Below are 23714 nucleotides of genomic sequence, written 5' to 3' on the forward strand. Positions count from 1 at the left end.
TGACTGGGGTGAGCGAGCGCACATGTAACTTGAAGTATGTCGAGTAGAAACGCGCATTATGCAAAGATACCCTGGTTTAGCAAGCATTCATCCTGTACGGCTAAGGAAAGTTACGGTTTACAGCACTCTCACACTATGCTGGAATCGCGCATCAAATATCAGCCGAAGAGCGAAACCCGCTAATGATGCAAGCGCAACAGTTCTCGCACGTGGTGCTTGACTGGTACCAGCGCTATGGCCGCAAAACGCTGCCGTGGCAAATCGATAAAACGCCTTATCAAGTATGGCTCTCTGAGGTGATGTTGCAACAAACTCAGGTTGCCACCGTTATTCCTTATTTTCAGCGATTTATGGCACGTTTTCCGAACGTGCGCGCACTCGCCGAAGCGCCGCTGGATGAAGTATTGCATCTGTGGACCGGGTTGGGTTACTACGCCCGCGCCAGAAACCTGCACAAAGCGGCTCAGACTATTGTCGCACAGCATGGCGGCGAGTTCCCGACAACCTTTGCAGAAATCGTCGATCTGCCCGGCGTGGGCCGCTCAACCGCCGGTGCGATTCTGTCTTTGGCGCTGGGGCAGCATTACCCGATCCTCGACGGCAACGTAAAACGCGTGCTGGCCCGCAGCTACGCCATTGAAGGTTGGCCGGGCAAAAAAGAGGTGGAAAACCGCCTCTGGCAGATCAGTGAAGAGGTAACACCCGCGCAAGGCGTGGGCCAGTTCAACCAGGCGATGATGGATCTGGGAGCGATGGTCTGCACCCGCTCCAAACCGAAATGCGATTTATGCCCGCTCAATACCGGCTGTATCGCCAACGGCAACAGCAGTTGGGCCAAGTATCCGGGCAAAAAGCCCAAGCAAACATTGCCAGAAAAAACCGCCTACTTTTTATTGCTGCAACAAGGCGACGGCGTTTGGCTGGAGCAGCGCCCCGGCAGCGGGCTCTGGGGCGGCCTGTTCTGTTTCCCACAGTTCACTACCCGCATCGACCTGGAGTTCTGGCTACAGCAACGCGGCCTGAAGGGTAACCACCTGGAGCAACTGACCGCTTTCCGCCACACCTTCAGCCATTTCCACTTGGATATTGTGCCTATGTGGCTGAATATCGACAAAGCCACCAGCGCCATGGATGAGGGTGCCGGTCTCTGGTATAACTTAGCGCAGCCGCCATCGGTCGGGTTGGCCGCACCGGTCGAACGCCTGTTGCAACAACTGGCGAAGCAGCCACCGATCCAACAAGGTTTATTTGGCAACAGCGCCATTGACGAGGAATTAGCATGAGCAGAACCATTTTTTGTACCTTCCTACAGCGCGATGCCGAAGGGCAGGACTTTCAGCTCTATCCAGGTGACGTCGGCAAGCGTATTTTCAACGAGATCTCCAAAGAGGCCTGGGGCGAATGGATGAAAAAGCAGACCATGCTGATCAACGAGAAAAAACTCAACATGATGAACCTTGATGACCGCAAACTGCTGGAGGCAGAGATGATCCGTTTTCTGTTCGAAGGGCATGACGTTCATATTGAAGGTTACACACCGCCAAGCGAATAATATTTTCCGGGCCAGGCGCTGGCCCTTTTGATCTCGTAGACGGCTTTAAAATGAAGAAAATTTTAGCTTTGCTAGTCATAGCGCCTTTGCTGATCTCCTGTTCCGGCCAAAAAAATGAAGAAGCCAGCGAGGCCTTGGTCAAAGATACCAACGGCTTCGAGATTCTGATGGGTCAGTTTGCCCACAACATTGAGAATATCTGGGGCCTGAAAGAAGTTTTGATCGCGGGGCCAAAAGATTACGTTAAATATACCGACCAATATCAGACCCGTAGCCACATCAACTTTGATTCGGGCACCATCACGGTCGAGACTATTGCCACTACCGATCCTGCCAGCCATCTGCGCCAGGCGATTATCAGCACCTTGCTGATGGGCGACGATCCGGGGTCTATCGACCTTTATTCCGACGTCAACGATATCCAGATCAGTAAAGAGCCGTTCCTGTACGGCCAGGTGCTGGATAACAACGGTCAACCGATCCGCTGGGAATGGCGTGCGGCGCATTTCGCCGACTACCTGCTGCAAACCCGCTTGCAAAAGCGCACCTCCGGCCTGCACGTGATTACCTCGGTCACCATCCAACTGGTGCCTAACCACTTGGATAAACGCGCGCACAAATATCTGCCGATGGTACGTAAAGCCTCTGAGAAGTACGGGATTGAAGAATCGCTGATCCTGGCTATCATGCAGACCGAATCCAGCTTTAACCCGTATGCGGTGAGCGGTTCCGATGCGCTGGGCCTGATGCAGGTAGTGCAACATACCGCTGGTAAAGACGTGTTCCAGATGAAAGGTAAATGGGGCACGCCAAGCCGCAGCTATCTATTTGATCCAGAAAATAATATTGATACCGGTACCGCATATCTGGCCATTCTGCAGAACAACTATCTGGGCGGAATTCAGAACCCGACCTCACGTCGCTATGCGGTAATCACCGCTTATAACGGCGGAGCAGGCAGCGTGTTGCGGGTGTTCAACAGCGACAAAGCCAAGGCGGTGACGATTATCAACGGCATGCAGCCGGGTGATATTTATCAAACGCTGACCACCAAGCATCCGGCGAGTGAATCGCGCCGCTATCTGGTGAAAGTGAATAACGCGCAGAAGAGTTATCGCCGCAAGTAATGTAGTGCCATAAACCATCAGGGCCTATGCATAATCTCATCGGCCCTGCTGTTTTACTGCTTGATCATATAGCCGAAAATTCGCTTCCAGCCGTGATCCTTCTTCTCGATATACACGCCCTGCAACTCAGGGGAAAAACCCGGTAAGCGGTTGATGCCCTCTTCCAGCGCCAGGAAATAGCGCTGAACCGCCCCGCCCCACACTTCCCCCGGCACCACACACAGCACGCCCGGTGGGTACGGCAACGCACCTTCCGCCGCAATGCGCCCTTCCGCCTGGCCGATGGGCACCAGTTCGACGTTGTCGCGGATAAACTCCACGTTGGCATCTTGCGGGTTCATCACCACCGGCGGGAAGTGATCCTGGCGGAACATCTCTTTTTGCAGTTGCTTCACGTCGAAGCTGACGTACAGATCGTGCATCTCCTGACACAGTTGCCGGATGGTGTAACCCCGGTAACGCTGCTCGTTCTTGCGGTACACCGTCGGCAAAACCTCGCTCAACGGTGCATCCTGCTCAATGTAGCGCTCGAACTGCACCAGCATATCCACCAGGTTATCCATCTTGGCCGGATTTTCCGCCGGGGTCAGCAGGAACAAGATCGAGTTAAGATCGCACTTTTCCGGCACAATGCCGTTCTCACGCAGGAAGTTGGCCAGAATGGTCGCCGGTACGCCGAACTCGGTGTATTGCCCCGTTGCGGCATCAATACCCGGCGTGGTCAGCAGTAGTTTGCAAGGATCCACCAGATACTGATCCTGCGCATAGCCCTCAAATCCATGCCATTTCTCGCCCGGCACAAAGTTAAAGAAACGCGCATCGTTGGCAATAAGTTCGGTATCGTAATCCTGCCAGTCTTTGCCAGCCACCTGCTGCGGAATAAAAGGTTTCAACTGCGTACAGCGTGCCAGCAACTGTTTGCGCGTTTCAATCCCCAGCTTGACACACTCCATCCACATGCGGCGGCCAGCGGCCCCGGCGTGCATTTTGGCGTTAACATCCAGCGCGGCAAACAGCGGGTAAAACGGGCTGGTCGACGCATGCAGCATAAACGCATTGTTGAGGTGTTTGTGATTACAGTGGCGTTTTTGGCCTTTAATATGATCGTCTTTCTTGTGGATCTGCGAAGTCTGCGAGAACCCGGCCTGCTGTTTATGCACTGACTGAGTGACAAAAATGCCGGGATCGAGTTCATCCAACTCCAGCAGCAGCGGCGAGCACTCTTTCAGCATCGGAATAAACCCTTCGTAACCCACCCAGGCGGAATCAAACAGGATGTAATCGCACAGGTGGCCGATGGTGTCGATCACCTGGCGGGCGTTATAGATCGTGCCGTCATAGGTGCCAAGCTGGATGATCGCCAGACGGAAAGGCCGCGCCGTATTAGCTTTCTCTGGCGCGATGTCACGGATTTGCTCACGCAGGTAGCGCTCATCAAAACAGCGGGAGTCGATCCCGCCAATAAAGCCAAACGGGTTGCGCGCGGTTTCCAGATACACCGGCGTCGCTCCGGCCTGGATCAACGCACCGTGATGGTTAGATTTATGGTTGTTACGATCGAACAGCACCAGATCGCCGCGCGTCAGCAGCGCATTGGTCACTACTTTATTGGCCGCCGAGGTACCGTTTAGTACAAAGTAGGTTTTGTCGGCATTGAACACTTTAGCAGCATGCTTTTGTGCATCTTTCGCCGAGCCTTCGTGGATCAGCAGATCGCCAAGCTTCACATCGGCGTTGCACATGTCCGAACGGAAAATCTTCTCACCGTAGAATTCAAAAAACTTGCGCCCTGCCGGATGCTTACGGAAAAACTCACCACCTTGGTGCCCTGGGCAAGCGAAGGTTGAATTTTCCATTTCCACATAGGTTTTCAGCGTTTTGAAAAACGGTGGCAGGAGCGCCTGTTCGTAAGCATCGGCGGCAGCTTCCAACTGTGCCATATAAAACGCTTTGGTCGCCGCAGCAAGCGCAAACACACCGCTAATCAACGGCAGGTAATCCGGGGAAAGATGTTCATCCCCTTCCACAGCAACAAACGTCGGGATGCCAAAACCGGTCGTCTTAAGCGTTTCGAGAATGCCGGCGTTCACGTCCTCAACGGACACCACAGCCGCCGCCACATCGGTATAGTCGGTTTGTTCCACGCGGACAATCTGGCGTAGGGTTTCGATGCTGGCAACCAGGCTGGCACTTGTTGCTATTTTCAATTCTTTCATAGTGCTGACTCTCAAACGGTTAAGGATGAGGGTGTGCCCTAGGGCACATAATGAGATAACCAAGGTTATCCCGGCAAAGTGATGCACGGTGTTGTAGCCAGAGGCGCAAACAGGGTCGGCTGATGCGGGTCAACATCAGGCAGCTATCGAGGGCTGGGATCGGCAGCGACCGATAGACATCAGTAAAATCAGAGCATTAGCTCTATTTTTAATAATGCCTAACAGCGAGCATAAAGTGGCCTTACCGCATAGTGTGCAGAGGTAATCGCGGGAATATTATTCGGGAATAACGACGGCGGGATAACGGCATCATCAGATGTCTGGCGCACAGCAATGCTTGAATAACGAAACCAGTCATGTCTGTAACCCTCTGATTTTGATGAGCATGATCACCATTGTGCGATAGATGGATAGCAAAATTCGCGCAATGATTGCACGTTTTTTTATGAGGTTCAAGTAACTATTAAGAGGTTCACCCTGGGATGATAGCCATGCTAACTATTTGTAATTTAATACAAAAAAATAAAATCCAGAAAATATGATTATATAAATACACGATTTTATTGCATATCTATTTGTCTTATGACGACAGAGTGCCTCCACAGACTGAATGAAAATAGAGCAACCGATCGGGTTTATGACAGAAAGCGATTGACGAGATACGGGCAAATACGGTTTAATGCGCCCCGTTGCCCGGATAGCTCAGTCGGTAGAGCAGGGGATTGAAAATCCCCGTGTCCTTGGTTCGATTCCGAGTCCGGGCACCATCAAATTCAGAAGCGCTTGTCATTCATTCAGGATGAAAAAATGACGGGTTCGAAAACGAGTCAAAGCACACGATAACCCAGGTTAAATGACTGATTGATTTTATTCAGTGCTACCATTACCCGGTTATTGTAAAAAGGCTCTTGAAAAGCCACCTGCTGTAACAGGCGGTTTTTTTTCGCATCCAATTCTTACAGACTTCGCATTCAAATGTCAAATTATGTCAAGGGGATACGCTATACTCACCGTATAGTTCACCTAACGCTTGAACTCCTGCTCCATAATCTCCCGCAAACTCTCCACATCTTCATCAATGTACTCCAGCGTAGAACGTAAACTCGAATGCCCCAGCAGACGTTTGACAGCCTGAATATTGCGATCCGGGGACTTCATCATGTTGGTGGCCACCGTATGCCGAAAACGATGAGGACTGACAACAAACCGGCATTCTCGGGAAAGTCGCCGAAAAAAGGCCCGAATGGGATAGATGCCCATATCAGTCATTGCACCCTGTTGTTTTGCCCTGCGTCCCACATCAAAACGGTTCACATTGAACAATTGATCTTCCGGTTCAGCACCTGCTTCTAATGAACGGGTCACCAGTATCTCCAAGCGGGGGAATAGCTCGGTAATAATGGGGATACGCAGTTCGCGGTGATTCTTGGCTCCCGCGATAATCAAATCCAGCCAGCGTTCTTCAAGATTGACATCGCAGATACGTATATGACGAAGCTGGTTTTGACGTATCGCGGTGTAACTGAGGGTATCAAGCACCGTCAGCCAGAACCAGGCAGGCTGGCAAGCATGGACACGCCAGTTCACCGCCAGACTCATGGCCTGCAAACGCTCACGCTCCTCATAGTGCGCCATCAAACGATAGACGGCATCCGTCTGCGCCTCGGTCAGGATTTTCTTCTTTTTCCTCCCTGCCCTAACCACCGCTTTATTAAAAGGGTTATCCTTATGCTGTAGTAGCCCGTTCTTCATCCCGAAATTGAATAGCGCCCTCATATGTGTGACTTTATTATTCCAGGTCGTCGCCTGTAATTGCTGCTCCTTCAAGACATGCCTGCGCCATTCGAGCACCACTCTGTTATCAACCTCATTCGGATTTTTAGTGGTAAACCTTAAAAAAGTCCTCACCACCTTTCGATAACTCCACTCGGTGTCATTACGGACCGCGTGACTGAAAAAATAATGGTCTAACAGCGCATCAAATGTTAATAACTGTTCACAAGTCACCAGATGTTCCCCAGGATTGATCGAAAAAATAATCAAAGAGCTACCTGCCGGAAATGCGAAAACATTTCAGCAATATCCATTTGCCAGACGAGTGCTGGCCACCTGTTTCGAACATAAACTGCATCGAGCTGTTGCAAGGCATGACCGTATCCTTCAGAAGACTGTATAGTGTGCCCACAGGTGGTGTGTGCCAAGAGCCTTGATCATCTGCCACTCTACCGTCAGCAGGCGATATATCAGCGCAGCGGTATCGACCTGCCTCGCAGTACGCTGGCGGGCTGGTTCGGCGCGGTGGGGGCGGCTCTGAAACCGTTGGCCCAGGCGCTGCATCAGGACCTGCTGCAACACCCGGTCCTGCAGGCTGACGAAACGCCGCTCTCCCTCCTCGACCCCGGCAAGGGCAAAACCCAACGCGACTACCTGTGGGCTTATATCACCGCGCAGGGGGCTGACCGGTCAATCGTGCTTTATGACTGCCAACCGGGGCGCAGTGGTCAGTATACCCGCGATGTGCTTGAGGGCTGGCGCGGTACTCTGGTGGTAGACGGTTATGCCGGTTACCAGGCGTTGTTCGACAGTGGCCAGGCGCTTGAAGCGGGGTGTTGGGCGCACGCCCGGCGCAAGTTCTTCGAGCTGTTTACCGCCAACAAAAGCCCGGTAGCCAAGGTTGCGCTAGACACCATCCGTGAGCTTTGTAAGCTTGAGCGTAAAATCAAACCTCGGTCGGCGGATAAGAAACGCCAATGGCGACGGCGATACGCCAAACCCCGGCTGGAGACCTTCTATCAATGGCTGTTGTTGCAACAAACACACACGGCACCCAACTCGGGGCTGCGCAAGGCGCTGGACTATACCCTGAAACGTTGGCCAGCGTTGCTGCGCTACCTGGACGATGGCCGCGTGCCCATCGACAATAACCGCACTGAAAACTGTATCCGTCCGGTGGCCGTAGGCCGCAAAAACTGGCTCTTTGCCGGGTCGTTACGGGCTGGGCAACGGATGGCGGCTATCCTGAGTCTGCTGGAAACCGCCAAACTCAACGGCCACGACCCGTATATCTGGTTGCGAGACGTGCTGACCCGCTTGCCGACTTGGCCCAACAATAGGCTCAGCGAGCTATTACCCTACGCCGAAAACAGCTTCAGTTAATATCTGCCAGCTTATTACATTACTTTAATCACACAACGCGAGTTCGCCGTTCGGTTACCGATTTTCTGTTCTGCGGTGATGAATATCTTCATGGCAAAAAAACATGATCCTTATGACGAGAAAAATCAAGCGTTTTCAATGAGATCGGGGATATAATTTGAAAGAACTCAACGCCCGGACAGATTGGCAGTGCAAGATGCTTTATGTATGCATGCGCTTCCAAGGTTTGAAGGTCAACCACAACAGCAAACCCGGCAATTGCAGTGCAATCAGCAACACCAGTGACCACTGGTAAGCCACCACCGGGTAACTGCCTGATTCGGTGCTCCAGTGACCAATTACGGCACCTACAACCCACTGGACAGCAAACGCAAGCCCGAAAACCACAAGATTAAACGAGGCGCTCACGCGGCCAGCCAGGGCCGGTTCTACCGATTGGGCAACAATTGCGTAGTTCATGGTGGCAGCCGTACCAAAGAAGCTGAAACCCATCGTGATCACAAAGGGGGAAACCCGCAAACCGCTTAACATTAATACCTGGAATAGCACGAACATTGCCACCCCACTGCCACAGATCATGATCGGCTGCACACCGTATTTACGTAGGTAGTCGGTCAACCAACCAAAGCTGAGAGACCCTGCCACCATCGCTACCGTGCCAGACATCAGGGCATTAGCCATTTGTGCGTTGCTCAAGCCTGCAACATCATGCAGCCATGGTCCCATCCACAACGCCAGTATGGCCATGTAGGTCGCATTGGCAAACACGGAATAGAGCGCCAAGCGCCAAAAGGTCCATGACCGATATAAAAGGCCCACTTCGCGGCACATGTCGCTGAAACGGGTATTTTTCGGTGTAAACGCGCCTCGCACGGAAAAGTGAATTACTGCGCTCACCAGCACTGTCAGAACCGCCAGCAGCAGGAATGCTTCCCGCCAAGTCACCCAGTGCAGTGCAGCATGTAAAGGTGCTGTTGAGGCCATCGCCCCTAATCCACCGACAGAAAGCAGGCAGGCTGTGCTGAGTGGCAAACGATCTACCGGTAACCAAATAGAACAGGCCTTGATGGCGCTCATCAGTGAACCGGCCACACCAAGGCCGATCATGCCGCGCCCAATCAGTAACCCGACTTCACTGTGCGACAACGCGAAAACCACTGAGCCCGAAGCGGCAATCAGCAGCATTGGACTTTGAACTGAACGCGGGCCATAGCGATCCAGCATCACGCCAAGGGGCAATTGGGCTGCGGCAAACGTCAGGAAATACACGCCAGTCAATAGCCCAAGGCTTTCTGCGGGTAGATGCAGTTCGCTGGCGAGGTCGTTATAAATCACCGCATTTACTGTACGGTAGAGGTACGAAATGAAGTGCCCCATGCCAAAGGGAATAAAGATGGTCAAGAACAACATGGCGAAACTCTGTTTCGCCTCTTGTACTGACGAGTCAGAAACCTGTTCATTCTGCATTATCGGTCACCTCCTGTTTAATGGTTGAAAATGTGGTGCGTACCTCACTACAGACGCGACCACGCGCATCGTTTAACCAAAGATCATCAGGAGTTGGTAGCATTTCCGATACATGAATCGTTTGTGATTTCTTCAGCGCTGTTGCCAATGCATCTAGAGAAAGCGGATTTTCAAAATCAATAAACAGTGGTTTTGGCTCGCTATCACACTTGATAAATACCCAGCGCGGTAACCCTTGCCGTTGCTGCCAACACTGCCATTGCATAAATGCCGTAAACTCGTCGGCCACTGCTATGGGCCACATATTGGCGTTAAAAACCCAAGTACGCCGTTTATAAAGAGTCCGGTTCACGCGGATACGGCGTGGATCGCTTCGTGGTAAAACGTCACCCGCCAGTTGGAATAAAAGCTGGTGTAAGGTGGTGCTACTGACACACAGTAAGTCCTCCTGAAAGACACCGTCGATATCTTCAACAGTCAGGCGCCCTGTTTTGCAGCTCAGGTATGCACGGCCTATGGGATAGCATCTTTTTGGCGGAACACTGCCCCCACCGGAAGGTAATATCAACTGGGCGTAACGTTCAATGAGCGGCCAATCAATGTGAGAACGTTGATAACTTTCGGGTGAGTCGGCCAATACTATCCGCTCACGGCCAAACAGCGCGCTGACCGCTTGCTCGATCTCATTGGTAAACGGGCAAAACGGCGCTGCGACCGGCTGGCTAAGCGTATGAACGCCGGGATGTGTCTCCCCCAGAACCACTTGGTATTTCCCCTGATTCAACGCCTCCAGACTAGCTGCTGCCAGCATAAAGTCTGGCGAGTGGAAATCATCACCAAACACCGGAAAGTTTTGTGCTGCCGGGCATTGTTTATTTAAGGCATCCAGCACTTGCGCCAATTGCTCAGTGCTAAGATGCAACTCATCGGTGTGTAAGGTGGACAATAACGGTCGCCAAGCGTTGTCGAGCATGGTACGTATCTGTTGGGAAATCCTTTGCTGAATCGCTGCTTGTTGTGGCTGCAACTCGTGTAAAAATGCCAACAGGTTGATGCCTGATTCATGCTGAGATAAACCCAACTGACACGCTTGATAGATCTCCAACCAAGCCTGATGCAGTAATACCCCCGTGGCGCGAGTTAGCCACTGATACAGCATCATGAGCGGGGCAAAATCTGCTTCTAGCTGTCCCTGCAGAGTACGGTTAAACGTCACGGTGGTAGCACGGGCACAATCCTCATAAACCGGGTAGCGTCCGACATACATTTTCCCGTTTTCCCGAGTTAACGAAACTCCCACCTCGCTCAGCGTTTGATTCATCTGCGCCAACGCCTGCTGTCGCTGCTGTAGATCGCCACTGGCATAGGATTCACGTTGCGCTTCCAGGCGCTGGAAACATACGGACCAGTAGGCAATAAAATCGTCCGATAACGCGGCAGCACGCATTGCCCGCAATAAAGTGGTTAATCCAAGTGGGTCGCGTGGTGAAAGTTGGAAACCGCGTTGTACAATTCCTGCGGTGATCAGGTGATTAAGTGCCGGCCCTGGTTCCTCGATCAACCTATCATACAGTTGCGATTCGCTAGTGGCTCCTGCAGCTAATGCGATCAACACCTCTAATACAGGGCCTGTAAGACGGCGTGACTTATCCAATGGATAATGTAATACATCGCCACGCAGGTGACAGCCGGGGCTAAGCGCCAACGGCAAACGTGTCGGATCTGGGCATTGCACATTTACCTGATTGACAAGGCGCTGTATCACCCAGCTTTCAAAAAAAGTTTCCCGCTGAGCAAGCCATGGGCCAACAGGAATACTGACGCCTGCCAATGCAGTTTGTTGATCGGTAAAGTGTCCCCAGGCGATCGGTCCAAAAAAGCTGCAAGTGTCGTTTTTAGTGCAAAAACGCTGGGCATAGCTCCACCCCAGGCGAATTTTCTGTTTTTTACGGCTATCGTTGGGAGCATGACGTTCGGCGACCAATGCTGCAATTCGCTGTGCTGCATCCGGGTTGGAAATAAATACTGCCTCTGCAACGTCAGAAATAGAAAGAAAATCAATCAATTTCTGACGAATTTGCTCACTGAAGGCAGTAAATTCCGGACGCAGGGACTCTTCCTGTGCGGCAATAGCACCGATAACATTTTGCCATTCGCTAATTGGTTTCGTCAGGATATCGCGTAACGATAAAGGCAAGTCGCTGACGCTCACCGCTTGGTAAGCATCCAGCTTGCGTTCAAACTTGCGACACTGCGCTTCCCCAATGGTGGCAATGTGCCGCTTAAATTGCTCCCGAAGACTTTCGCGCCGTTGGTGCAGCGCTGTCAGTGAAGCAAATTCAGGCGTACTGGACAGCGGCGTAGCATGAAGCACGTTGTCGGCTGAAAACCCAGTAGAACGCAGCCAAAAATAATCAGAGCACTTCATGAGTTGCCTCCTGCAGTATCAGAGCATTCGCGGCCACTAAGCGCGACAAATGCGGCAGGTCACTCTCATTAAGGCAACCACAAGCAGTCGGCGGTTGGTTGAACAATGCGGCACAGCGCTGCGGCAACAGCAGGTATTTATGGCGGCTATTAAGAGCTGGTAAGGTCACCAGCAGTTGCTCTTCGCCTTCAGGCGGCATAACCAACCCCAGCGTTTTTTTATCGCGCAGCCATTGTGATAGCCTGAACCTACTGCGGTAGAGACGCGCCATACCGGTATGGGAATATCCAACTTGAGCCATTACCGTTGGAGCGCCGTGCTGTAACGACAGATACAACGAGACCACCTCAGATTCCAGTCCCATCAAGTCCACTAGCGCTTCTGGTTGATCTCTGGTTGGCAAGGTAGACACCAGCCAGTTAAGGATATCGCGGCAATAACGGTAAACCCACGGACCATAATCATGCCATTGGTGTGCTCTTAAGAACTCGCGCGACAGATTCGGTAAGTCTATACCGCTGTTAAGCAGTGCTCGTAGTGTCAAGGGCGCACCGTTTTCCAAAGCGTTAATAAATGAGTTAACCAAGCGAAACTGATAGTTTTCGATAAACCATCTTGCACGATCAATATTGTCAGCATAGACGGCGATCACTGCCTGCTCTTCCGGTGTAAACGCGTCACAGTCTTGTGCCTGCCATTGGTGCTCAAAGAGTTGCTGTTGCAAAACCTCATCCCGCAGGATTCTGCGCCAAGTGTTCCAGGCAATTTTAGCATCCATCGTGTACCGCCTTTTGATCGCTAATGGCGCGCTGCCAGATGGCCTGGGCCCGCTTCACGTCTTTGACAATCATTGACTCATCATTGGCATCCATAACTCGCGTCAGCGCATGGTGCGCCTGCCCTTGATATTCCAGCACAATGGCAGAAGGCAATGCTCGCGATAGCAACTCTTCGTATAGATCCCACACGGGTTCAGGCACGGCGGCATCATGCCAATCGTGATATAACCCATCAGCCCAGCTACCACCGGCTAAATGCACCGAAATCACCCGTTCTAGCGGTAAAGTGTCAAGATAATCTGCTAAATCGAAACCTGGCAGGTTGATTGAGTTGGTATAGATATTGTGCAAATCAAGATGCAGGAAGGTGCCGGAACGCTGTACCAGCCTAGCCAAAAACTCGGCCTCGCGCATTTCTGCACCAGGACATGGCAGGTAATAGGCAGCATTCTCATGGGCCAAAGGGATACCGTAACGTTGTTGTAGATCGGCTGCGCGATCGGAACAGCGAATCACCTCTTTCTGCGAAAACTGTAGTGGACTGCTCCAGATGTCCAACCAGGAATCATCGCCATAAAAACAGTGGTTAGCCACCCACGGGCTATTGATCATCTTGGCTAATGGAATATGGCGTTGTACTGCTGCGGTACCTTCCAGCGGATTAAAGCCAAAATCGCAACCATAATTTGAATGTGCCAGTAGAGTGAAACGTTCGCCGAGTCTTTTCAACATCGCTTCCATTTCGGGGCGAATAATATGGGGCCCATCCATTGGAGCCATGATGTTGTCTAACAGTATTTCAAGCAGATCGACATGCAGCGTTTCAAACGGAAACCAGTCTAGTATTTCCGGATTATATTGAATGCCTACGCCAACAATTGCGGGTTTTGCCATTACTGCCATATTGCCCACCATCTCCATCGGAACAGAACAGCCCTGGGAACAGGGCTGCAGTGTTTATGCAAAGACTTTACTTTCAATCACTTCGATATCGTCGAGGTCAAATTCTTCGAACAAATTATCTAACGATTCTTCAGTTGGCTGCTGTTCAACTACCGGGCTCAGTTCACTATCTTTAACTTCAGGCTTCATCTTGATCTCCTTATGGCAATAGGCGAATAATCATCGTAGCAATACCGCACCAAGCCAGTACCCAGCCTAATACGGTCAACAAACTCACCAACCAGTAGAGCCGGTGATCTTGATCATCTTCAGTATTTTTTCCTGTGAGGCGTTGGCGGCAGTAGCGCAATGCACGCTGCCGCAAACGAGGCTGATTGAAGAACTCAGTGAGTGCTAAATAGGTGTCGCCGTTGAAAATTGGCAACAGTGTAGGGATTAACGATAAGCAGGAGGCTACAACCATCACGACCCCCATATCATGTAACGGCGAACTGGCGGTAGTCACTCCCCAGACTGCAATGCCTACAGTCGCATAGTAAAAGCTGGTAACGGGCCCCATAAGGATAGTGATGGCACGTTTGCCTGAGCTTAGCGCGGACCACGTACGCTGTTCTGGTCGCACCCAGCCGGTCGCCAGCAGAGTGTAAATACCGATACCAAAATCGGTAACGCGTACACGGTAATGGCGGCAACTCAGCGCATGTCCCAGCTCGTGTATGGCAATGGAACTCAAAATCACCGGGTAATGCCAAGCCAACCACGACCAGCTCTGAGTATAAGTTACTATCACATCTTGACTGAACTGCGCCCACTGGCTGAATAAATAGGTAAATGCTACACCAACAGCCAGCAACAGTATTGCATTGAGAGCTGACGAACACAGCCAGGGGGCAAGGCGATAAATAGTATCCAGGCCTCTTTGCGGGTTCATTTTGACCAGATTGACCAGTAAAAAACGCTTAAGCGGGCCGTAAGTAATACCGGTAGCCGGATCACGCCTCAAACCGCCCTCTTCGCCGTTATGGGTCAGTAGACCGAGTTGCAACAAGCGGGCTTGGAACCCTGCCAGTTTTGGCAAGCTGATGGTGACCTGCATGCGTTCATAAGCCAGTTGTTGTATCTGCACCAAAGTGCGCTCGCCATTAAACAACCTGGCCAAGGTCAATTCTGTTAAACCGAGTTCATAGGCAATATCATTTTTGGGATCATAGATTCGGAATTTTGTTTTTGTCGCCTCTGATAGCTGCTCGCAAATCAATTCGTCACGGTAGCGACAGGGCTGTTCACCATGGACCGCTGGCAGTATGCTTTCGCTCATGCGGCACCCACAGCTTCAAACCAAGGTTGATAAAACTGATACAGTTTGTTACGTCCAGCGTTACTGATGGCAACGAACGCCTTACTATCAGCCACATCAGCACGCCCCAGAACGAAGACTGCCCCAGGTCTTGTCGGGCCGCACAAGGGAGTATCTGTCGTCAGTATCGGTGTCCAACCATGTTTTAACATCAGCAGTTCGATGCTATGCGGCGTGAGAAAACGCCGATGATTATGTGTCAGATAGCCCTGCTGCATGCCATAACCCAATGCACGTCCTTCAATCAACAATAGCCCCTGTGGTGCCGTCATAGCCTGACATTTGGCCATCACAAGGTTGACATCATAGACATGTTCAAGTGAACCATTGATGATGATCAGATCCGCCTCTTCATCGGGCTCCATATCTTCTGCGCTGACAGTGTCAATATTAAGCCCCAGCGTTTTGCCGTACTGAGCGTAGACACTGTCGGGATCATTACCCCTTACCTGCCAGCCACGTTTAGCGAACGGGATCATTAGCCCACCAGCGGAACAGCCAATATCGAGCAATTTACCGCGCTCAGGTAACCATTGGCTTAAGTTTTTGTAGAGGTAATCACCGCGTTTGATCTGATCGAGGAAAAAATTTTTATCAGGAACACTATCGCCAAATAAATTCAGTCGATAAAACTTGTCGTAATAGTCTTGATAAAACTGTGCGTCAAAACGATAAGCTTGATAGATATGCCCACACTGAGTACAGCCAACCACGGGTAAAGCCACTGTATTTTCTTGCGGTCCGCTGATGTGTGTCGATAAGGTTAGGCTACTTGACGAACCGCAAATTTCACACTCAATAGAAGTTGCTTGGTAATCCTGGTGCATTTGCAATAAACCCAGGTAATACCGAACGGATTTGATATCCATATTCATCTCGTTATTTGATACAGAAGAACCCTTCAAAACAGATATGTTTGAAAATAGTCATCACATCAACAAAACCAGCGCGATTGAGCATATCCAGATTGCCCACAGTGGAAAATGGTTCTAGCACCCCTTTCAGAGAACGTGATTTGGCTAGGATTTCATTAGCGGCATAGCCTTGCTCCACCTTGTAGTCCACATATAGACTGCTGATGATGTCCTGGAAACGAGCATCTGGACCACGTACTTTCTCAAACAGAACGAAGGCGCCGCCCCAGTTTAAACTTTGATAAATGTGATCGAATAACTGCTGTCGCACACGCGGTGGAATGAACTGTACGGTGTAGTAAGCAACGATAAAGTCGCTTTTTTCATAAGGGAAATTGAGGATGTCATCCGTCAGGAAGGTCACATTTTGATTAACCTCCTGTTCGGATAGCATAATGCCAGCCTGACGTGTCATTGCTTCTTCAATATCTATACCGATAAACTTGGCACCATGTGGGTGGCGTTTAGCTAGTTTACGCGTTAATGATCCGGTTGAACTCCCCAGTTCATAAACCACGGAATGCTTGTTCACAAAGAAATCACTTAACGAAAGGATTATGTCGTGCCCATCTTTATATTTTGGTACTGACTTTGAAACATGGGAGTCGAAATTTTGGGGTGTCTTACCGCCAAAACTCCATGCTGCATTTAGAGAATCAATCCCATCCCCAACACTATCCAACGACGACTCAGCTGCGCTTTCCCTAACCATGATGCCAGCATCCTAAGAAATAGATAATCTTTAGAATAATTAACATATCCACTAAACAAAAATCAACAAATTAATTAATGTTTTTACTTTTCATTAACTAATTAGAAACAAAAAACCCATAAGGCTGCGAGATTTCCGAACTGAATACCCATTATCAATTTGATTTTTATAGTTAAAATTTTAAAAAACCGGTACCGTTCTGGCGTTGAAATTGGCAAAGAAATGTATCAACAACCTTCAAGAGGAAATGGCTGAAATCCTAAATAACTTTTCACAATAGTGCTCTACTTTGCGCTATGCCTTGAGCTGTAAGGGTTACAAGCCTCAAACAGCAAGATCGAACTCTGGTGCGGATTGCGAGCACACTATGGCATTCTGGTTAAAAAGCAACCAAATCTATCAACTGTAGCGGTATTATGAAATGCTATTTAGGTGAACAGCATTGAATGCTCGATATCTAATGACTGCGACTAACCACCCTCGATCAAACTCACTGATATCCCACCAGTACACTCTCAGCAGTTTCGAAGCTCCTAACGTGTTAATCATCGCAGTTGTAGATACATTGTTTATCCTATACAGTGTATCTACTTGCTTAAGAGAGGTAATGAAAAATGGCTACTGTAACGTTAAAGAAATGGGGCAACAGCCCATCCATCAGGATACCGGCCAGCATCATGCAAGCGGCAGCATTGCATGTTGAAGACAAACTTGATTTGAAAATAAACGAGGAGGGGCAAATCGTTTTGATCCCGGTAAAAACGCAAGAATATTCCCTCGAGTCGCTGTTATCGGGCATCACACCAGAGAACCTTCACGAAAAGATAACTTTCGGTGCGCCCGTTGGAAAGGAATTACTCTAAATGGTTTCACGCTTTGTTCCCACTTGCGGAGATCTGATCTGGATTGATTTTGACCCGGTGGAAGGCCACGAACAGGGAGGTTACCGCCCAGCCGTTGTGCTCAGCCCTTTTTCTTATAATAATCCCGTTGGTCTGCTGCTTTGCGTTCCCTGCACCACGAAGGTCAAAGGCTATCCCTTTGAGGTAGAATTATCGGGCAGCCGCGAAAGCGTAGCCCTGGCCGACCAAGTGACCTGTGTTGACTGGAGAGCGAGGAAGATAACCAAAAAAGGCACAGTGACGCCTGCTGAACTGGCAGAAATTAGAGCCAAAGCCAAGGCACTAATTGGATGATAGATATTCACCAGAGGATAACCTGTGCTTGATATGGGTCCGTGCCTCGGAACCACGCTGAATCACATTTAATACCCCGACAGGAGAAAACAGTATCGAACTTATTCCCTTTTTGATGCCAAACCATCAGGGGGCCCTATTGGTGGCCCTTTGAATTTTCGAACACAACAATATCGTTAAATAACAAAGATTTTATTGGTTTATTTCGATTCCGAGTCCGGCACCAAATTCATATCAACGGACCTCCACGGAGGCCCGTTTTTGTTTGTATACCCCGCCATAATCCACGTTTCCATAAGACTTTCACTCTACCAGACTCCACCGAACTTACCCGGCATCAACACCCTTGTGCGGGTATATTTGAGGGTATAGTCTGATTCGATAATGTTTGTACCCTTTTTCCATCAGGAAACCAGGCTATGGCACTCACTGACGCTAAAATCCGTGCAGCTAAACCGCAAGATAAACCCTATAAGCTCGCAGACAGCGGCAATATGTTTTTGCTCGTTCACCCCAACGGCTCCAGATACTGGCGACTCCGCTATCGGCTTCTAGGCAAGGAAAAAACGCTGGCGCTTGGCGTATACCCTGACATCTCATTATCTGAGGCACGAGATAAACGTGATGTGGCCAGAAAATTGATCGCGGACGGCATTGACCCCTGCGAACAAAAGCGTGTTAAGAAATCAGTACCTGAGACTTCATTAGCCTTTGAAGCGGTGACTCTCCAGTGGCACAAAAGCAACAAAAAATGGTCTGAATCACACAGCGCTAAAATTCTGAAGAGCTTCGAGTCCCACGTGTTCCCCTATATTGGCTCACGGGATATCACCACGCTTAAAACGCCAGACCTGCGGATCCCGGTCAAAGCTGCGGAAGCAAAAGAGATCTACGAAATAGCCGCCCGGTTGCAACAGCGAATCTCTGCCGTTATGCGATATGCAGCTCAATCCGGGATAATTGATTACAACCCTGCCGTAGATATGGCTGGTGCACTGACCACGGTTAAACGTCAACACCGCCTGCCCTTGCTCTTAACCGTACCCCTGAGCTGTTGGCTCGACTGGATGCCTACAAAGGGCAACCGCTGACAAGGCTGGCAACCACGCTCACGTTGCTGATCTTTATCCGCTCCAGCGAATTGCGCTTTACTCGTTGGTCAGAGATCGACTTTGAAAAATCCATGTGGGCAATCCCACCAGAGCGCAAACCGATTGAAGGTGTCAAATTCTCGCACCGTGGTTCTAAAATGGGCACTGAGCACCTTGTACCTCTATCACGCCAGGTGCTGGAACTTCTGCAACAGATACACGCTATAAGCGGGGGGATACGAGTTGATCTTTACTGGCGATCACAATCCCTGGAAGCCCATGAGTGAAAATACCGTGAATAACGTACCACTACTTATGGGGTACGATACGAAAGTGGATGTCTGCGGTCAGGGATTTAGAGCGATGGCGTGTAGTTCGCTGATTGAGTCTGGCTTATGGTCGAGGGATGCAGTAGAGCGCCAGATGAGTCACCAGGAACGTAACAGCGTTCGTGCTGCGTATATTCATAGGGCTGAGCATCTGGACGAACAGTTCGGGGGTGAATCCATGCAGGTAGCGTGGGAAAAGGGTAACGGGCACGGGCAAGTCACCCCGTACTGGTTCCAGACGACGGGCATACTCCTTCCAGTTGATTTTGTTGTGGCACCCTGACAGCCAGACCACGTCTTCGATATAGCCATTAACCCAGAATGTCACCAGTACCGCATACAGAATGTAGTACTTTCGGCGATGCAGGTCCGCAAACGGGGTTCCCGTTGCAGGGGAACTCTGCCGCAAGCACATCAGGCAGCGGTATTCCCAGTCGCGGCTGTTGCGTACGTAATGCTCACTGCCACAGTGTGGGCAATAGGTTGTGGGATGCAATGCGGGGTTGATGGTATCCAGCCGTGCCACCGCTTCACGCAACACCGGCTCAGTTTCCCAGAGATGTTTCAGGATATCAGCATCCTGTTTTTCCAGATGACCAAAGGCGTCAGAGAACCAGACGGGAAGTGAAATCATGGTGCTTTTTCCTGCGGTTTTATCAATGTGTCACGGTTAAGTCGCGGAAAGGGTGCTCAGACGTAGTTCTGTTGTTTCAGATGGCGGATAATGACCTGGCCTTCCGGCATAAACGCGGTGCCAAAACGTACCAATCCGCGCCCTTTCAACTCAGCATCGATGCCATATTCCAGATACCCCGGCGTACTTTGCGGCAGCAGCACCACGGTCAGGCTTTTCAGGCGTGGCTCATATTTCAGCAAGGTATCGGAGAGGGTAACCAGCAGCGAATGCGCCGTACCGGGCATGCCCTGCAGGATTTTACTCATGTCCGGCAGACCGTAATCCGGTAAATGGCTGAGCGTCCCCGCACGGCAGTTGAGAATGCGCTGCATGTTGTCGAGGACCGACAGGATGACCTGTTCCTCTTCGCTGACCGCGTTCAACTCCAGGCCACTGGCGAAGTTGCCCAGCAGTTGCTCGTACAGTGAAGGCGAGTGGCGATGGGGCATCACTTTTTCTCCGCCCGCAGCGTCAGGCCGTTATTGTTCAGTTCAATGGTGCGCGGTTTTTCGGGGTCTAAATCCTCGCGGGTCAGGAGCAGACGCCAGTGGTTTTTTTCCATATCCGGGTGGCGGAACAGACCGACCACGGCGACAAACTTCGCCTCCTTTTCCATCGGCATATCCAGCGAGGCCGCAGTGCCGGGTTTGACCACCACGCTGCGGCTGGCCAGCAGGTCGTCTTTCAGCGCACCCTCCCCGTCCGCTGCCAGTTGCTGATACACCGTTTTCTGGAGGAGCTTGTCATCGCGCAACTGATACACCCGCACCAGCACCGGCTCGGAGGCAGAATTCTCTTCGCGCGCGTCGGTGTTGAGCGCTTCGCGGGCGGTGAAGTCCAGATGCAGGACTTTCACCTGCTTATAAAACAGCGATTGGGTCGCTGACACGGTGCCGTCCGTCACCGTCTGCGTCAGCCCGCAGCCACTCAGCAATACGACCAAGGCAGCCAAGCCGATTTTATTTTTCCAGGCGGTAGTTGATAACACGTCGCGTTCCTTCTTGAGGCCTATCAGGGGCCATACCACGGTAGTGGCCCAGTTCTACGGTAAAATAATCCGGCATATCGTCCGACGGGCTCTGATCATCCAGCCCCAGTACCCCGGTCAGGCCCAACCTTATTGGCGCCTCACCCAGTACCATGGTGGGCAGCAGCGGAGTAGGCACCGTCAGTTGAATGCAGGCGGTGTAACGCCATCCCAGATACACCCGCAACAGCACCAGAAAATCCGCATACAGCGCCCCCTCTGGCAGCCAGTCGTGAGCCTCGTCGCGGTTCCCGGTGTGCAGGGAAATCAGCAGTTGGCTGTTGGCATCGGTGGCTTCATCCCCCAATACCTGATAGCCATCCAGCCAGTTCGCGCCTTCATCAGAAAAGGTCATCGGGGAATCAATGCGCACCGTACGCAGGCAATGGGGCGTCACCTCCGCCTGTGTGTCCGGTGCCAGCAAACGCACCAGCGCCTGAACGCCTTCGGCGGTTCGGCCCGGCTGGCGCATCACCCCGAGCAACGCCAGAAAGCGAGACGTAGGAGTAGTGAAATGCTGCTGCGTGCCGGGGATGCCCATACCAATCAGCCCCAGCAGGCTTTGTGAGGTAGGGTCTTTGCCGCCGGATTCAAACGTCGCCGGATAAGAATACTTACGCCAGATACGGTAAAACTGCGTCATGAACCGGTGGTTGAAGATATCAAGGAAGCCTTCTAACGCCTCATGCCCTTCACGCTGTTGGGTGATGTCGTCGATATAGGCAGTGGGCAGCGGCGAATCGACGCCATACAGCCCCATAAAGGTGGTGCGTACGGTCGGCGGCGCGTCTGGATGTTCCGCATCCATTTCCAGCGATTTCAACTCGCTGACCGGGAACCCCATGCCAGGCCACGGCCGAAAACGCACCGGGTCGTCCGCCGGGTTGGCGGTGCTGCCGAGCGGCGGCGTACCGGGCTGCTCCAGCAACTGGCAGAAACGGTAAAAATTAATCCGTCCGATGTCCCGTTCCAGCCTGTCGGTCAGCCGGGGATGCGGCGGGTGTGATTCTCTTCCCATTCCAGGCGCTCTCCTGTCGGTTGCAGTATCAGGGTCAGACGATTAAACAGGTGAATGTCGGTATACAGTGCAAAGAAGCGGCTGAGCATTTCACCGAACAGGCAGATATCCCCGGTACCGGCAAAGCCGTTACTGTCGAGGGTGATTTCGATATGCACCCCACGCAGCAGATAGCCGCGTTCAAAGCGCTCAATCTCGCTGTGTTTCACCTCGGCGATGGCCTCCAACCGACGGCGGTTCATTTCGCTTTCCGTCCAGTCATACAAGGCTAGCGTACCACGCAACACGTCGGCGCTGTCCATCATCCACAGGAAGCTGCTGCCCAGATGGCTCAGCACCCGCCAGTGGAAACGGTCACGGTTCGGCGGGTAACAGGGCATCGACGGCGCAGACAGGTTGCGTATCCGCACATTGGCCCCCGTCGATTTCACTGCGGTGTCGAGCACGGTGCTTTGCAGCGATTTACGCGGCAGTTGCCCGTTGGTGCCGGTCAGGCTCAGGGACAGGTTTTCGTTCTCCGGCACCAGTTGGTTATCAAACGCCTCACCGCCCAGTATCAGCCAGGTATCGTGCAGGCCCGATGGCCCGCGCTTGACGCGCGTGTGATAGTAATATTCCGGCGCGTCGTGGCGCAACATGCCGCCCTTGTGGCGGAAGCTGGTGAACGGCACGTACACCTGGTGACCGGAGTGCTTGGAAGAAATCACCGCGTCCACCGAGTAAATCTCGGTATAACCGTCCTGCACGCGCATCGGGCGCAGCAGGTATTCGGTCTGTAACGAGGAGAGCGACAGCGGGTCCGACTCCAGCGGGAACAGGTTGATGACCGGCACGCAGTGCAGGCGCAGGTGTTTTTCCGAGAACGAGAAGTCGTGCTCCCAGCGCTTCTCCAGCACCACATCGATTTCAAACCAGGCCAGCTCTGCCGGTAGCTCCACGGAGTCCAACCCGGTCAGCGCGACAAACATGAATTTCTCGCGGAAGGTGAAATACTCCAGCAGCAACTGATAACCGCTGAAGGCGCTGTCACCTTTCGGCCACAGGGTATCGTTCTCGCTAAAGCCCTGCGGGGCAAAGAACGCATCCAGCGGCTGACGGTCAGCCTGGCCCGGCAGACGTATCCACAGCTTGGCCGTATTGAGGGTGAAGGCTTCGTGCAAGGCGCAGGCCAGTGGCGCATCAGCATCGAAATAGAGCGGCAGATGGCGCAGACTGATGCTGCTCCAGTCGGCCAACTCACCACAGTTAAAGCGCAGGCGGATCACCGAGCGGCCATCCGGTTCGGTATCCAGCACCGCGCGATTCAGGGTGAGCGGCAACAGTTCGATATCCTGCGTGGTGGTGTAGCGGCAGCGCGTCGCCCGTTCCCCGATAGGGCGGGACAGCACTTCAAAGCCTTTGTTGACCACCATACGCTCTTTCATGCCCTGCCATTCCGGGGTGAACTCCACAATCGACAGGGAGGGGATGGTGCGCAAGTAGTGTGGCCACAGCAGGCTGACCAGCCCCTCGGTCAGCTCCGGCAGGTCGTCATCGAGTTTTTCCCGCAGGCGTCCCATCAGGAAGGCGAAGCCTTCGAACAGGCGTTCCACATAAGGGTCGCGGGCTCCGGCTTTATCCAGATTCAATCCGGCAGCCCGGTCGGGGTGCGCGCGGGCAAACTCTTCGCCCGCCTCGCGCAGGTAACGCATTTCGGCGTCAAAATAACGCAGGGTTAAGTCGTCCATAGCTCTCTTGTTCGTTATGCCACTAGCGCAGAGGGAAAC

General features: G+C 51.9%; 19 protein-coding genes, 1 tRNA gene and 2 pseudogenes. 8 read left to right on the plus strand and 14 right to left on the minus strand.

The features are described 5' to 3' along the window. Positions 1 to 182 precede the first annotated feature (182 nt). From mutY to mltC, 3 genes are read left to right on the plus strand one after another with little or no spacing between them, the layout of a single operon-like run. Positions 183 to 1283: an A/G-specific adenine glycosylase gene (mutY, locus tag ACX1CU_RS19740; RefSeq protein ID WP_459399921.1), complete on the plus strand. Its 1101-nt coding sequence runs from the start codon at positions 183 to 185 to the stop codon at positions 1281 to 1283. Continuing rightward, positions 1280 to 1552, plus strand: coding sequence for an oxidative damage protection protein (locus ACX1CU_RS19745; protein ID WP_459399922.1), 273 nt, complete (start codon positions 1280 to 1282; stop codon positions 1550 to 1552). Before mutY ends, ACX1CU_RS19745 begins: the two co-directional genes overlap by 4 nt. A gap of 50 nt (positions 1553 to 1602) precedes the next feature. After that, the gene (gene mltC / locus ACX1CU_RS19750) at positions 1603 to 2679 is read left to right on the plus strand and encodes a membrane-bound lytic murein transglycosylase MltC (protein WP_459399923.1); all 1077 of its coding nucleotides are present in this window, start codon (positions 1603 to 1605) and stop codon (positions 2677 to 2679) included. Between the two features lie 53 nt (positions 2680 to 2732). Here the strand turns inward: mltC and speF are convergent, their stop codons facing one another. Further along, positions 2733 to 4895 carry an ornithine decarboxylase SpeF gene (gene speF, locus ACX1CU_RS19755; RefSeq protein WP_459399924.1) on the minus strand — a complete coding sequence of 721 codons (2163 nt, stop codon included), beginning with the start codon at positions 4893 to 4895 and terminating at the stop codon, positions 2733 to 2735. Positions 4896 to 5586: 691 nt separating this feature from the next. On the opposite strand from speF, the gene ACX1CU_RS19760 reads away from it, so the two are divergent. Continuing rightward, positions 5587 to 5662, plus strand: a tRNA-Phe gene (locus ACX1CU_RS19760). A gap of 256 nt (positions 5663 to 5918) precedes the next feature. Here the strand turns inward: ACX1CU_RS19760 and ACX1CU_RS19765 are convergent. Then, the gene (locus tag ACX1CU_RS19765; RefSeq protein ID WP_459399925.1) at positions 5919 to 6938 is read right to left on the minus strand and encodes a tyrosine-type recombinase/integrase; all 1020 of its coding nucleotides are present in this window, start codon (positions 6936 to 6938) and stop codon (positions 5919 to 5921) included. Positions 6939 to 7079: 141 nt separating this feature from the next. Here ACX1CU_RS19765 and tnpC point away from each other — a divergent pair. Next, positions 7080 to 8051 (plus strand): annotated as a pseudogene (tnpC, locus tag ACX1CU_RS19770) (IS66 family transposase); the annotation flags it as partial. A gap of 201 nt (positions 8052 to 8252) precedes the next feature. Here the strand turns inward: tnpC and ACX1CU_RS19775 are convergent. Genes ACX1CU_RS19775 through ACX1CU_RS19810 form a run of 8 tightly spaced genes read right to left on the minus strand, consistent with a single transcriptional unit; the run spans position 8253 to position 16611 of the window. Then, complete coding sequence (locus ACX1CU_RS19775) at positions 8253 to 9518, minus strand: MFS transporter (RefSeq protein ID WP_459399926.1); 1266 nt, start codon at positions 9516 to 9518, stop codon at positions 8253 to 8255. After that, positions 9508 to 11946, minus strand: coding sequence for a lantibiotic dehydratase (locus tag ACX1CU_RS19780; RefSeq protein WP_459399927.1), 2439 nt, complete (start codon positions 11944 to 11946; stop codon positions 9508 to 9510). Before ACX1CU_RS19780 ends, ACX1CU_RS19775 begins: the two co-directional genes overlap by 11 nt. Next, positions 11933 to 12724: a hypothetical protein gene (locus tag ACX1CU_RS19785; protein WP_459399928.1), complete on the minus strand. Its 792-nt coding sequence runs from the start codon at positions 12722 to 12724 to the stop codon at positions 11933 to 11935. The genes ACX1CU_RS19780 and ACX1CU_RS19785 overlap by 14 nt, the downstream gene beginning before the upstream one ends. Next, the gene (locus ACX1CU_RS19790; RefSeq protein WP_459399929.1) at positions 12714 to 13628 is read right to left on the minus strand and encodes an MbnB/TglH/ChrH family RiPP precursor modification enzyme; all 915 of its coding nucleotides are present in this window, start codon (positions 13626 to 13628) and stop codon (positions 12714 to 12716) included. The genes ACX1CU_RS19785 and ACX1CU_RS19790 overlap by 11 nt, the downstream gene beginning before the upstream one ends. 54 nt (positions 13629 to 13682) lie before the next feature. Then, positions 13683 to 13817, minus strand: coding sequence for a 3-thiaglutamate biosynthesis pearlin carrier peptide TglA (gene tglA, locus ACX1CU_RS19795; protein ID WP_459399930.1), 135 nt, complete (start codon positions 13815 to 13817; stop codon positions 13683 to 13685). A gap of 10 nt (positions 13818 to 13827) precedes the next feature. After that, entirely contained in the window at positions 13828 to 14946 is a 1119-nt protein-coding gene (locus ACX1CU_RS19800; RefSeq protein ID WP_459399931.1) for a site-2 protease family protein, read from the minus strand. Next, complete coding sequence (locus ACX1CU_RS19805; RefSeq protein ID WP_459399932.1) at positions 14943 to 15854, minus strand: class I SAM-dependent methyltransferase; 912 nt, start codon at positions 15852 to 15854, stop codon at positions 14943 to 14945. The genes ACX1CU_RS19800 and ACX1CU_RS19805 overlap by 4 nt, the downstream gene beginning before the upstream one ends. A gap of 10 nt (positions 15855 to 15864) precedes the next feature. Continuing rightward, positions 15865 to 16611, minus strand: a complete 747-nt coding sequence (locus ACX1CU_RS19810; RefSeq protein ID WP_459399933.1) for a methyltransferase domain-containing protein — start codon at positions 16609 to 16611, stop codon at positions 15865 to 15867. A gap of 614 nt (positions 16612 to 17225) precedes the next feature. Between ACX1CU_RS19810 and ACX1CU_RS19815 the strand changes: the two genes are divergently transcribed. From ACX1CU_RS19815 to ACX1CU_RS19825, 3 genes and pseudogenes are all read left to right on the plus strand, one after another. Further along, positions 17226 to 17474 carry an AbrB/MazE/SpoVT family DNA-binding domain-containing protein gene (locus ACX1CU_RS19815; RefSeq protein ID WP_459399934.1) on the plus strand — a complete coding sequence of 83 codons (249 nt, stop codon included), beginning with the start codon at positions 17226 to 17228 and terminating at the stop codon, positions 17472 to 17474. Continuing rightward, positions 17475 to 17807: an endoribonuclease MazF gene (mazF, locus tag ACX1CU_RS19820; RefSeq protein WP_023492663.1), complete on the plus strand. Its 333-nt coding sequence runs from the start codon at positions 17475 to 17477 to the stop codon at positions 17805 to 17807. Positions 17808 to 18226: 419 nt separating this feature from the next. Further along, a pseudogene (locus ACX1CU_RS19825) lies at positions 18227 to 19510 on the plus strand (tyrosine-type recombinase/integrase). Between the two features lie 407 nt (positions 19511 to 19917). On the opposite strand, the gene tssE reads toward ACX1CU_RS19825, so the two are convergent. Genes tssE through tssF form a run of 4 tightly spaced genes read right to left on the minus strand, consistent with a single transcriptional unit; the run spans position 19918 to position 23675 of the window. Beyond that, a complete protein-coding gene (gene tssE / locus ACX1CU_RS19830) occupies positions 19918 to 20352 on the minus strand; it encodes a type VI secretion system baseplate subunit TssE (protein ID WP_459399935.1) in 435 nt (144 codons plus the stop codon). Then, positions 20352 to 20891 (minus strand): type VI secretion system lipoprotein TssJ, encoded by a 540-nt coding sequence (tssJ, locus tag ACX1CU_RS19835; protein WP_459399936.1) that lies wholly within the window; start codon positions 20889 to 20891, stop codon positions 20352 to 20354. Before tssJ ends, tssE begins: the two co-directional genes overlap by 1 nt. Beyond that, positions 20863 to 21948, minus strand: coding sequence for a type VI secretion system baseplate subunit TssG (gene tssG / locus ACX1CU_RS19840; protein ID WP_459399937.1), 1086 nt, complete (start codon positions 21946 to 21948; stop codon positions 20863 to 20865). The genes tssJ and tssG overlap by 29 nt, the downstream gene beginning before the upstream one ends. Further along, positions 21912 to 23675 (minus strand): type VI secretion system baseplate subunit TssF, encoded by a 1764-nt coding sequence (tssF, locus tag ACX1CU_RS19845; RefSeq protein WP_459399938.1) that lies wholly within the window; start codon positions 23673 to 23675, stop codon positions 21912 to 21914. Before tssF ends, tssG begins: the two co-directional genes overlap by 37 nt. Positions 23676 to 23714 lie beyond the last annotated feature (39 nt).

The sequence above is a fragment of the Serratia sp. D1N4 genome (genome assembly GCF_054552755.1).